Raw genomic sequence first — 12508 nt, forward strand, 5'->3', positions numbered from 1 at the left:
TTTTTTGACGATCACATTTTGACAGATGCCTCATTAGGAGACAATGCCTTGCGCCATGATAGCTGGGCAAGTGTGAGCACTAAAAGGGCAGCTACTCCGATCCCGGCAATCACGATAAAACCGGTTGAATAGGTGCCGGAAATTTGTTTAAGGGAACCAAGAATATTCGGTACAAAAAATCCGCCAATCCCTCCGGCTGCCCCGACAATACCGGTAACCATGCCAATCTCTTCCCTAAACCGCTGCGGCACCAATTGAAACACCGCTCCATTTCCCATCCCAAGGCAAAGCATGCCGATAAACAACATGGTAGTTACAAGGTAAATAGAAGGAAGCTGGCTTACACCGAACATCGATAGTGCTACACCGATTAATAAGAATGTCAGTAAACGTCCGCCGCCAATCCGATCGGCTATGTATCCGCCAACTGGCCGGAAAAAGCTGCCTGCAGCCACACACAGTGTCACGAAATCTCCTGCGGTCACCATTGATAACTCGTACTGATCCACAAAAAAGATACTTAAAAAACTGGATAATCCCACAAATCCACCAAAGGTGACACTATAAAGCAAGCAAAAATACCAGGTATCCCGTTGTTTCAGCACCTTGAAGTATTCAAAAATCGGTTTTGCTGTCGGCTGGGAAGGAGCATCCTTAGCCATTATGAAATATAGGATAAAAACGATTAAAAGAGGCAGCATAGCCAATCCCATCACGTTATGCCAGCCAATATTTTCAGCGATTCGCGGACCGAATAGCGTCGCAAATAATGTTCCACTATTACCCGCACCTGCTATTCCCATTGCCAAGCCTTGTAATTGGGGTGGATACCAACGGCTCGCCATCGGAATCGCTGCCGCAAAGCTTGCACCCGCAACACCAAGGAGGATTCCGATTGAATAAAGCTCTGGTAATGTTCGTCCAAATAACCATCCCCACACAAGAGGAATAATTGTGACGAGCATTCCGCTAATCGCCGTTTTACGAGGTCCAATCCGATCTGTTAAGACGCCAAGGACAAGACGGAAAAAGGAGCCGCTGAGGATAGGAACCGCTACAATCAGACCTTTCTGAGAGGGAGATAAACCAAAATCTTTTGTGATAAAGACTCCTAGTGCCCCTAATATGACCCAAATCATAAAACTAACATCAAAGTATAAAAATGATGCCAACAATGAAGGTGCATGACCGCTCTTCTTTAAATCCGTAAATTTCATCATTCATTACCCCTTTCTAACTTAATAAAGCTTCACTTACCAGCCGATATTCTGTTTTTTTGAAAAGATCACTTTTCCCACCAAAAATAAAAATGAAATAACACCAATTGTTTTTTTCATTCCCTTACCTCCCAATCATTTGCTTTTTTTAGCATAGACGGACACCGCTGCTCTTGTCAGAAAACATGTAAGGTATCCTAACAAGAAATTTTTTCTGAAAATTTCTTGTTAGAAAATATCACACAATTAATTTCTGCACATTCGTTTTATGGAATAATGGAGAAAGTTCATAGCGTCAGCTTACAATTGGATTGTCTGGAGGTTTATAAATGGTAAAACAAAAATTAATCTTGATTGGGAATGGAATGGCCGGCATCCGCTGTCTGGAGGAAATCTTAAAGTTGAATCCCGATCGGTTTGATATAACGGTAATTGGCAGTGAACCGCACCCAAACTATAATCGGATTTTATTGTCGACTGTTTTGCAAGGGAGCACATCGTTAGCCGACATTACCTTAAATAGCCGGGAATGGTATAACCGACACCATATCAAGCTGTTTTTAGGGGAAATGGTTCTAAAAATTGATACCGACAAACAGATTCTCTTAACAGATAAACAGCGAGTGGTACCGTATGACCAGCTTATTTTAGCTACTGGTTCCACTCCGTTTATGCTGCCTATTCCAGGCGTTGATAAGGAAGGGGTCATTTCTTTTAGGACAATTGAAGATTGCCAAATCGTGATCGAAACAGCGAAGAGGTATAAGAAAGCAGTCGTAATTGGCGGCGGACTATTAGGATTAGAAGCAGCAAGGGGGCTGTTGAATCTGGGTATGGACGTAAAGGTGGTCCATCTTTTTAGTTGTTTAATGGAAAGGCAATTGGATCAAACAGCGGCGAAAATGCTGCAAACAGAGTTGGAACGGCAAGGGATGATGTTTCTTTTGGAAAAAGAGACAGCGGAGATTCTCGGGGATGGGCGGGTTGAAGGATTGCGGTTCAAAGACGGAACAGAAATAGAAGCCGATTTGATTGTCATGGCAGCGGGGGTCAGGCCGAATGTCCAGTTGGCGAAGGATAGCGGGATTGAGACCAAACGCGGGATTCTTGTTAATGATTTTTTAGAATCGAGTATTCCGAACATCTACGCTGTCGGGGAATGTGTGGAGCATCGCGGAATAATTTACGGATTGGTGAAGCCTTTATATGAACAAGGGAGGGTGTTAGCCAAGCGGATTTGCGGCATTGCTAGTAAGGGATATGAAGGATCGGTTCTTTCTACGCAATTGAAAATTTCGGGAGTAGAGGTATTTTCAGCAGGCCGGTTTGAGGAAACCCCAGCTTCAAAGGCAATTAAAATTTATGATGAGATAGCTGGAGTTTATAAAAAGATGGTTTTCAAAAGTGATAAAATCATTGGTGCTGTCATGTTCGGGGATACAAGCGAGCGCGGAAAATTACTAGAAATGATTTTAAAACAACAAGATTTACAGGATGTTGAAAAAGTTGCCCTTTTTCCAACTTCCAATGGTGAAAGCCATTCAGTTACATCAATGGCCAACAGTGATTTGATTTGCAATTGCAATGGTGTAACAAAAGGAGCGATCATCGAGGTCGTACAAAAAGAAGGTCTTTCCTCTGTTGAACAAGTGAAAACATGCACAAAGGCGTCAGGTTCGTGTGGTAGCTGCAAGCCTATGATAAAAGAGCTATTATCCTATATTAATAGTTATGATTTTTCCAAGGTGATAGAGAAGACGTCCTTTTGTTCCTGTACATCGTTATCAGAGGATGAAGTGGTTCAACAGGTACAGCTGTTGGGTTTAACTTCTTTATCTGAGGTGATGGATGTCCTTCATTGGAATAACAAACAAGGCTGTACGAAATGCCGGCCTGCCTTGTCTTATTATTTAGCGATGATTAATCCAGAATATGAGAATATCCAGGAAACCCTTTTTCTAAATGGTAGGATGAATGCGACCTTGCAACAGGACGGCACGTATTTCGTCGTACCGCAAATGTATGGCGGAATGACCAAGTCTGAGCAATTGCGAAAAATTGCGGATGTAGCTGACAAATATGAGATCGAAGATATTGCAATTTCAAGTGAACAAAGGCTTCATTTGATGGGAATAAAAGAAGGGGACCTCGCTGGTGTTTGGGCCGATTTGAACATGCCGTTGAGTTCAACCTATGGAAATAAGGTGCAAACGATTAAAACCTGTATTGGGGAACATATTTGCCGTTGCGATAAACCATCTTCTTTCCATCTTTCAGCGAGTCTCGAAAAGAGATTGGAATTTCTAACCACTCCCTATCGTGTGAAGATGGGCGTTTATTCCTGTTTGCATGATGCTGCAGGCTCCACGACTAAAGATATCGGAGTCATCGGAATGGAACGAGGCTGGGAAATTTATGTTGGAGGGAGCAGCGGCCGGAAAGTACGTGGAGGTGAACTGCTGTGTATTGCTGCCACAGATAAAGAAGCCTTTGAAATGGTTACAGGATTTGTCCAATATTACCGGGAGACAGCCAATTATCTGGAGCGGACATGGGAATGGATCGAGCGACTCAGCTTAGTTCATATAAGAGAAATATTATTTGATTTCGAGCTTCGCCGGCAATTATTAGATCGCTTGGAAGAGGAATTGTCGTTGCGGAAGCGGTTTTATGAGAAAACTGGATTGTCTACTTTTAAGGGATTGTAGAAAGTGTCCTTATTATTGTAGAATTCGATTACGTTTTTGTAGAAAACACTTTAAGAATTGTAGGATACCAATCCATTTTTGTAGAATGAGTCCTAATAATTGTAGAATTCTATGATTATGTAAAAATTTATCTGAAACGGAGGCGGTAATTTGACTGAAATGTTCTTAAAATACTTCCGGACAAAGCAGCAAAAAGTTGAATCTGAAAAAACTTATGATACCCAATGCCCTTTTTGCAGTATGCAATGCAAAATGCAGTTGATTGAACAATCGATTGTTACACGAAAAACATATAAGACTATCGGAAAAGATAATCCCACTTCTGAAGGGCGTTTATGCATCAAAGGCATCCATGCGCATCAACATTCCTTCCATCGCGAGCGTTTAAAATACCCATTATTAAAAGTGAATGGAGAATTTGTCCGCATTACCTGGGAGGAAGCCCTGGACAAAATCAAAGAGAATTTTACCAGCATCCAAGCGGAAGATGGCCTGAACGCTTTGGCGGTTTATGGCAGCGCCTCACTCACCAACGAAGAAGCTTATTTACTAGGAAAGTTTGCACGAAGTGCTTTAAAAACCAAATACATTGATTACAATGGCCGCTTATGTATGTCTGCCGCAGCCTCTGCTGCGAGCCAAACATTCGGAATGGACAGAGGATTCACCAACAGCCTTTCTGAAATTCCTTACACACGCTGCATCATCTTAGCGGGAACGAATATCGCCGAATGTCAGCCCACCATGATTCCATACGTAGAAAAAGCGAAGGAAAACGGCGCTTATATCATTGCGATAGACCCGCGTGAAACCGCGACGACGAAACTGGCAGACTTGCATTTGCAGCTTAAACCGGGAACAGATGTAGCACTCACAAATGGGCTGTTAAAAATAATTATAGAAGAAAACTATATTAATAAATCCTTTATCCAAGAAAGGGTAAATGGGTTTGAAGAAGTAAAGGAGTATGTTTCATCGTTAACACTGGAGGAAATTGAAGACATAACCGGTGTTCCAATCGCCCAAATTCGTAAAGCGGCAATAAAGTTTGGAAAAGAAGAAACAGGGATGATTTTTACCGCAAGAGGGGTGGAGCAGCAAACCGATGGATCAATTGCTGTTCGTAATTTATTGAATATTCTGCTTTCGACTGGAAAAATTGGCAAACCTCATTGCGGTTATGGAGCAATAACAGGACAGGGCAATGGACAAGGAGCCCGTGAACATGGCCAAAAAGCCGATCAGCTTCCGGGATACCGAGCCATTGAAAACGAGGAACATCGAGCATATATTGCAAGTGTTTGGGGGATCGATGAGGCCGAATTGCCGGGAAAAGGGGTTTCTGCATACGAAATGATTGAGAAAATCCATGAAGTTGAAATTACCGGCCTGTTTATTATGTGCTCGAATCCGGTTGTTTCCCATCCGAATGCACAATTTGTGATAAATGCATTAAAAAAATTAAAATTCTTTGTTGCAGCGGATCTTTTTTTGTCGGAGACGGCAAAATTAGCCGATTTGATTTTGCCCGCTTCTTCTTATTTGGAGGATGAGGGAACGATGACAAATGTGGAAGGCAGGGTCACACTTCGCGAAGCGAGCTTTCCATGTCAAGGAGAGGTCAAGCACGACTGGCAAATTATTTGTGAAATGGCACGTGTTCTTGGTAAAGAAAAGGCCTTTTCGTATACTTCGGCCGAAGAAATTTTTCAAGAATTACGAGTGGCCAGCCGTGGAGGAAAGGCTGATTATTACGGGATTACCTATGAGCGTCTGCGTAAAGAAGGCGGTATATTATGGCCTTGTCCTGATATGGGACATAGTGGGACGAAAAGGCTGTTTGAAGCTTCCTTTTCGCATCCTAATGGAAAAGCTGTCATGGTCATCGCTCCAAACAAATCAGTTGTGGCGAAAGAACAGACAAGTGAAGAATTTCCCTTGTTATTAACGACCGGAAGAGTTATGTCCCATTATTTAACAGGTGTGCAAACAAGGAAAAGTGCTGCATTAGCGGCAAGAAATGTGGAATCGTACCTGGAAATCCATCCGACAACTGCCTTAAAATATCAAATCCCTGATCATGCGTTGGTAAAAATTGAATCCAAACGAGGCGGCATAGTCGTTAGAAGCAAATGGTCAGAGACGATTCGCATGGATACCGTTTTCGTCCCATTTCATTGGGGTGACTCACAAAATGTGAATCTTCTAGTTTCAAAGAAATTAGATCCTGACTGCAGGATGCCTGGATTTAAGGTGACAGCAGTGAGAGTACGTCCGTTAATGGATCAATTATTACAATAATAATTCCATGTTGTGTGTATTTGACCATGTTTTATTGTTACAGATTATTATGAATATTTTGTTAATATCCTCGTCCATTTTCTTCACCCGTTATTATTCCAAGCATAGTATATAGCAAAGGTGGTGATGATAAATGGACTTTGGACTATCAGCCTGGATGCTATATACTATGCAGGCAGTTTTCGGACTAATGATTCTTAATTTCCTAATTCAGTTTATCCAAATGTTCTGGAAAGGCTCGTTTGATACAAGTTTTGTTCTAGATTATTTAAAAGATATCGTTTATTTCGTTCTTCCATTAAACCTTCTTATTTCCATGAATTCAATCGATCCAACTGGATGGATTATGACGACCTTCTACTTCATTGGCGGTCTTGCTGTCGTAATCAAGTACTTGATGGACATCAAAAATAAACTTGTTAAATAAATATTAGAGGCCTTCCCTTCTAGGGAGGGTCTTTTGCTTTGGCTCATTGAGTGAGGATACTAATTCCCATCAGCCTTCAAAATGTATCAAGATGGTCATTAGGAGAGGCTCCTAATTCCCTTCAGTCTTCAAAATGTATCGAGACGGTCATTAGGAGAGGCTCCTAATTCCCTTCAGCCTTCAAAATGTATCGAGACGGTCATTAGGAGAGGCTCCTAATTCCCTTCAGCCTTCAAAATGTATCGAGACGGTCATTAGGAGAGGTTCCTAATTCCCATCAACTTTCAAAAAGTGCCGGGACGGTCATTAAGAGAGGTTCCTAATGCCCGTCCGCTTTGAAATGGTGCCACAACGGTAAATAAGAGTGGATATTCACAGTCCAACAGCATTCCCAATAAAATTCTAAAAAAAATCTCGATTTTAAGATATTAGTGTTTACACCTTTAGGCTATTTCTTCATATAATATTCCAAATTTTCCGAAATGGAAGTGGGACCATGAAGAGTCATCGATGGATAAAGTGGCGCAAATTCCTGCTCTGGCTCGCCTTTATTGTATTTATTGGCGTGATATTAATAAAAGGAGGACCTTCTTATTGGTCGGTCGCCTTGACAATCATCAGCTTTTTATTTCAATTGCTATTCGCAATGTTATTTATGATCATACAGTTTGTGGCACTATTCTGGTTTCTGGCCCGAGGTCGAACGTACTGGATCTTGCCTGGTGAGACTGGTACGACCTGGGACGATTATCGGGGCAATCCTGAAATTGTTGAAAATGCCAGACGGATTGTTACCCTGCTTAGGGGTGTAAAAGAGTTTAAAGAAATGGGCGGCGAAGCCATCAGGGGCTTGCTGCTATGCGGTCCGCCAGGCACAGGGAAGTCCTATTTGGCACAAGTAATCGCCAACGAAGCACAGGTACCCTTTGCCTATGCTTCAGCTCCAAGCTTTCAAAATATGTTCTTTGGCGTAGGTAACCTGAAAGTCATGGGTCTCTACAAGAAAGCCCGAAAGCTTGCAGATGTATATGGTGCCTGTATTATTTTTATCGATGAAATCGACGCCATCGGGATGAGCCGTCAGGGTGGTGGAGGAGCAGGTGCAGGAATGATGGGCATGGCCGGAATGGGGGGTGCCGGGCTGCTTAATGAACTCCTTTTACAAATGGACCCTCCGAACATCGATAACTCCAAAATCGCTAAGTTTCTTCGCTCACTAGGGTTACGGAAAAAAGTAGCAGAGCGCCCAGCCGTTCTAACGATTGGCGCAACCAACCTTCCTGATGTCCTCGACCAGGCATTGCTCCGGCCGGGCCGCTTTGACCGCAAGCTTTGGGTCGACTCCCCTGATTATGATGGCCGGGTGGATGTTTTCCAATACTATCTTAAAAAAGTAAAAATTGATTCATCGCTTACTTCTGAGAAGGCCGCACTTGACACTATCGGCTATAGTCCAGCGCAAATCAAGCATATTGTCAATGAGTCTGTCGTAATCGCCCACCAGCGTGGTGCCCAGCTAGCCAGTTACGAGGACTTCCGTGCTGCGATGGAAACCTATGAGTGGGGGCTTAAACAGCCATTAAGCTCCATGATGGAGGATGAGAAGCGTAACGTCGCCTATCATGAGGCCGGTCATGCGGTGGCACAATATCTGTTGAAGCCTCACGAAAGAGTATGGAAGGTCACGATTATCCGGCGAGGCGGTGCACTTGGCCTTGCGGCTACTAAACCGACCGAAGAGCGCTATAACCGAAGTGACAGCGAAATGCTCGCTGAAATTCAAGTTTGTTTGGCTGCCAGAGCAGTGGAGGAGGAATTCCTCGGTAAGAAATTAAACGGAGTTACCTCCGATCTCCAGCAAGCCACTATGATAGCAGGTGCTTATCTTGGTATGGTCGGCATGGGCGATGAATTATTCAGCTGGCTTGCGGTAGGAACCCGAATCGATGGTCTTCGAGCACTGCGTCCAAAAATCAATTTGTTGTTAAAAGACCAGATGCAACAAGTGAAAAAACTTGTCAATGACCATGCTGACTTTGTCCACTCAATTGCTTCAGAGTTATTGAAGCGTGGCGATTTGACAGGTGAAGAGATTGAGGAGATTTACGTGAGCTTGTATGGCCAAACTAGGCCAGAACCGCCAAAGGTAAAACCATTAGTGAATTTTGATATACCTGCTTTAAATGCCCCAGCCGCCAACCTGATTGAGAATGATGTAGAATCCAAGGATTCCGATTAAATAAAAAATGGATGGTGTAAAACCATCCATTTTTTTATGATTCAGAAGACCATTCTTTTACTTTACGGTCACTTGGAAGGAAGTAACCGAGTAATCCTATGAGTGGTAAGAAGCTTACCAGATTCAAAACCGTTGTGAGGGAGTATTTGTCGATTAACGACCCGAGTGCAACGGCACCGAGGGCTCCGAGGCCGAACGATAGTCCCGTCGTAAGACCTGAAACGGTTCCGATCATATTTGGTACAAGTTCCTGAGCATAAACAACGGTCACAGACCAGCCAGTCATTAAAATAAATCCATTAAAAATCAAAATCACAAACGCCCAAAAAGGACCCGCATGTGGAAGCAAAAAGGAATAGGGGGCAGTTCCTACCATCGAGAAAAACAAAATGTTTTTTCTGCCAAATTTATCTGACAGGGGACCTCCGAAAAATGTTCCAAGGGCCACGGCAACCGCGTATAGGAAAATATAAATCTGTGCTTCCGTTAAACTAAGGTGAAAATGATCCATTAACTGAAATGGATAATAAACCGAAATTGCTGAATGATACCAGGTCCGTACGAATAAAAGAAAAAGGATTAAAACAAAGGTAATCGTGATCCTTTTTCGATTTAAGCTGGAACTCTGAGAATTTGATTTCATTTTAACAGGTGGATTTACTAGTAATCTCTGTTTATACCAACGAGAAATATAGAGTTGGATTCCAATGGCTGCTCCTGCCATGACGGTAAACCAGATTGCCCCAAATTGGCCAAATGGTACGAAAATGAGAATCGTCATTAAGGAGGCAAGGGACTGGCCGAAGTTTCCGCCTACTTGGAAGATTGATTGTGCCAGGCCCCGCTTCTTGCCAGCGGCCATAAAGGCTACCCGGGATGCTTCCGGATGAAATACAGCTGAACCTATTCCGATAAAAACGGTCGAGAGTAAGACCATCCAATAGCTGGGTGATAAAGCTAAGACTAATACGCCAATAAAAGTAAGAACCATTCCAATCGGCAGTAAGTATGGAGCGCGGCGGCGGTCAGAATAAAATCCAATCGGCGGCTGTAATATCGATGCCGTGATGTTAAGGGTAAAAATAATCGCTCCCGCTTGCAGGTAGGACAGCTCCATTTTGGTTTTTAAAATCGGTAATATAGATGGAATAATGGCTTGGATGGTATCGTTAAATAAGTGAACAACACTAATCAGAAACAGGATCCGGTACAATGTTGTTTTCTGCACTGCTGCAGGCAGCCCTTCTGTTAACCCGATTGTTTTTGATGTTTCTGTTTGCAAGATTCCTTCTCCTTCCTGATATCCATAATTCCATATAATTATAACTTCATTTCCTCTTTAGAGTACAAACCAATTGATTTTTGTTTTTTTATTACCATTACAAAAAGACTTGCAAGTAAACAAAAGATTCCCCCCAGGAAAAAGGCCCATGTGTAAGAATTAAAGATTTTATAAATGATGCCGCCGCCATATGCGGCCACTGCTGCCCCAACCTGATGAGCCGCGAAAATCCATCCATACACGATGCCGCTTTTTTCAATTCCAAAAATCTGCCTTGAAATGCTGATTGTTGGAGGGACAGTGGCAATCCAATCTAATCCATAAAAAATTGAAAAAATGATTAGTAGAGTAATAGAGCCATTATTTAATGCAATAGGAAGTAATACAAGTGAAGCCCCTCTAAGACCGTAATACCAAAACAACAACCAGCGGTTATCAAAACGGTCAGATAACCAACCCGAAACCGTTGTTCCAATCAGGTCAAAGATTCCCATAAAAGAGAGCAGGGAAGCGGCAGTAACTACAGGGATTCCAAAGCTGATACAATAAGAGATAAAATGCGTTCCAATCAAGCCGCTAGTTGAAAGACCGCAAATAAAAAAGCTGCCCGCTAACAACCAAAATTCTTTAATTCTTACAGCGTCTTGTAATGCTTGAAAAGCCATCACAATCGGATTTTTCTTTTCAAGGATATTGGACTCGTCAAGCTCATTATCTAAGCCATAAGGAAAAATCCCCGCCTCCTTGGGCGTGTTTTTCATAAATAAGAGAATAATTACGAACATAACGAAGCATAGAATTAGAATTAAGCCAATAGCCCAGCGCCAGGAATAATTTTTGATTACAATCGCTAAAATCGGAAGTAAAATTAACTGGCCTGTAGCTGTACTAGCAGTTAGGATTCCAAGCGCTAAGCCCCGTCGTTTCACAAACCAGCGATTAGAAACATATGTACTTAGAACGGTTAAAAACAATCCTGAACCCAATCCAATAATGATTCCCCAAATGAGAAGCAACTGCCATTCCTGCTTCATGAAAAAGGTAAGGAAAAGACCGCTCAATAATGTAGTCATAGCCGCGGCCATCATTTTTCTTAGCCCAAAAACTTCAAGCAGGGCCGCCATAAAAGGACCTGAAAAACCATATAAAAAAAGACTGATAGCAAAAGCTAAAGAAATGACTGACCGATCCCATCCAAATTCTTTTTCAAATGGGACAATAAATACTCCAGATGATGACCGGATGATACCTGCGACTATAATCGAGAAAAAAGCAACAATTAAGATGATCCAACTGTAATGAATCCGTTTCAAACCCTCACCCACAATCTTAAACTAAAATGTGAAAATAATATTAAGAATATTACATTAAATCAATCTATTGTACAATAAAATGCTTATATTCAGACAGCAGCCTGGAAAGTGCATGTTTTTTATGAAAATGGTCTAACATGGATGAATAGAAACAGAACAAGCGAAAGGGATCAGAATCACGATGGAACTCCTATTTTCATTTTTACAAGTGTTACTGCTAAGTTTTATAGAATTGATCTATCTGGTGGGATCCATCATCGCGGTGGGGTTGATTTTAGGATTTCTTGAACGTTATTCAAATTCGTACCTCGTACGCGCCTTTGGCCCGCGTGGGGTGTTGGTAACCGCATGGATTGGGACGCCAATTCATGAAATCGGCCACCTCATCCAATGCTTCCTGTGGGGACACCGGGTGACGAGGGTCAAACTTTTGCAGCTGAACAGTCCGAATGGCGTGCTTGGATTTGTCGAGCACCAATACAACCGGAACAGCATGTATCAGCAAGTGGGGAATTTCTTTATTGGCATAGGACCCATTTTTAGTGGAATCGGTTCGCTGATTTTGGGGATGTATCTTTTCGTGCCTCAATCCTTTAAAACCTTTCAGGAGCAGTTTCATCAACATGTTTCTCTTGAAAAGTTGGATATAAATGTTATTAAATCAATAGTGGGAGCCATATTTGCGATAAGTAAAAGTCTTTTTACACTAGAAAATTTCATCAACCCGCTTTTTTGGATTTTTTTAGCCATAGCTATCAGTATTTCTTCCCATATTGCATTAAGCAAAGCGGATATCCAAGGCTCAGCAAAAGGGCTAATGATGATGTTCTTTTTATTAGTTTTGTTTATTCTTGCTGCAGGCCTGCTCCAAATAGACAGCTACCGGCTGATAGTTAAATTCGCGGAATATAATGCTTATGTCCTTGCTTTTTCAGGTATCGCTTTCCTTTTTTCACTGTTTACCTTGGTATTAAGTTATATCCTTTATCAAATAAAAAATTATAGTAAGTGAGGATAGAAA

At 42.1% G+C, this 12508-nt stretch carries 8 protein-coding genes; 5 read left to right on the forward strand and 3 right to left on the reverse strand.

Features of this window, described 5'->3' with window-relative positions; genetic code table 11:
- Positions 1-11: 11 nt before the first annotated feature.
- Positions 12-1217 carry a nitrate/nitrite transporter gene (locus tag ACIFOT_RS06840; RefSeq protein WP_430063583.1) on the reverse strand — a complete coding sequence of 402 codons (1206 nt, stop codon included), beginning with the start codon at positions 1215-1217 and terminating at the stop codon, positions 12-14.
- 329 nt (positions 1218-1546) lie between these two features.
- On the opposite strand from ACIFOT_RS06840, the gene nirB reads away from it, so the two are divergent.
- The 4 genes from nirB (at position 1547) to ACIFOT_RS06860 (ending at position 8892) form a co-directional block, all read left to right on the forward strand.
- Positions 1547-3925, forward strand: coding sequence for a nitrite reductase large subunit NirB (gene nirB, locus ACIFOT_RS06845; RefSeq protein ID WP_430063367.1), 2379 nt, complete (start codon positions 1547-1549; stop codon positions 3923-3925).
- Between the two features lie 150 nt (positions 3926-4075).
- Positions 4076-6226, forward strand: a complete 2151-nt coding sequence (gene nasC, locus ACIFOT_RS06850; RefSeq protein ID WP_430063369.1) for an assimilatory nitrate reductase catalytic subunit NasC — start codon at positions 4076-4078, stop codon at positions 6224-6226.
- Positions 6227-6359: 133 nt separating this feature from the next.
- The gene (locus tag ACIFOT_RS06855; protein WP_223590174.1) at positions 6360-6653 is read left to right on the forward strand and encodes a hypothetical protein; all 294 of its coding nucleotides are present in this window, start codon (positions 6360-6362) and stop codon (positions 6651-6653) included.
- 496 nt (positions 6654-7149) lie between these two features.
- Positions 7150-8892 carry an AAA family ATPase gene (locus ACIFOT_RS06860; RefSeq protein ID WP_430063370.1) on the forward strand — a complete coding sequence of 581 codons (1743 nt, stop codon included), beginning with the start codon at positions 7150-7152 and terminating at the stop codon, positions 8890-8892.
- A gap of 34 nt (positions 8893-8926) precedes the next feature.
- On the opposite strand, the gene ACIFOT_RS06865 is transcribed toward ACIFOT_RS06860, so the two are convergent.
- Both ACIFOT_RS06865 and ACIFOT_RS06870 read right to left on the reverse strand, forming a co-directional pair.
- Positions 8927-10174, reverse strand: coding sequence for an MFS transporter (locus tag ACIFOT_RS06865; RefSeq protein WP_430063372.1), 1248 nt, complete (start codon positions 10172-10174; stop codon positions 8927-8929).
- 38 nt (positions 10175-10212) lie between these two features.
- On the reverse strand, positions 10213-11487 hold the full coding sequence (locus ACIFOT_RS06870; protein ID WP_430063374.1) for an MFS transporter: 1275 nt from the start codon (positions 11485-11487) through the stop codon (positions 10213-10215).
- Positions 11488-11668: 181 nt separating this feature from the next.
- Between ACIFOT_RS06870 and ACIFOT_RS06875 the strand changes: the two genes are divergently transcribed.
- Complete coding sequence (locus ACIFOT_RS06875) at positions 11669-12499, forward strand: hypothetical protein (RefSeq protein ID WP_430063375.1); 831 nt, start codon at positions 11669-11671, stop codon at positions 12497-12499.
- Positions 12500-12508: the final 9 nt, after the last annotated feature.

The sequence above is a fragment of the Neobacillus sp. NRS-1170 genome (assembly GCF_050468025.1).

Excerpts from the sequence above, each read along its gene's own strand:
- ACIFOT_RS06840 (WP_430063583.1), bottom strand. The coding sequence starts at position 1,217 with ATGAAATTTACGGATTTAAAGAAGAGCGGTCATGCACCTTCATTGTTG.
- nirB (WP_430063367.1), top strand. The coding sequence starts at position 1,547 with ATGGTAAAACAAAAATTAATCTTGATTGGGAATGGAATGGCCGGCATC.
- ACIFOT_RS06855 (WP_223590174.1), top strand. The coding sequence starts at position 6,360 with ATGGACTTTGGACTATCAGCCTGGATGCTATATACTATGCAGGCAGTT.
- ACIFOT_RS06860 (WP_430063370.1), top strand. The coding sequence starts at position 7,150 with ATGAAGAGTCATCGATGGATAAAGTGGCGCAAATTCCTGCTCTGGCTC.
- ACIFOT_RS06875 (WP_430063375.1), top strand. The coding sequence starts at position 11,669 with ATGGAACTCCTATTTTCATTTTTACAAGTGTTACTGCTAAGTTTTATA.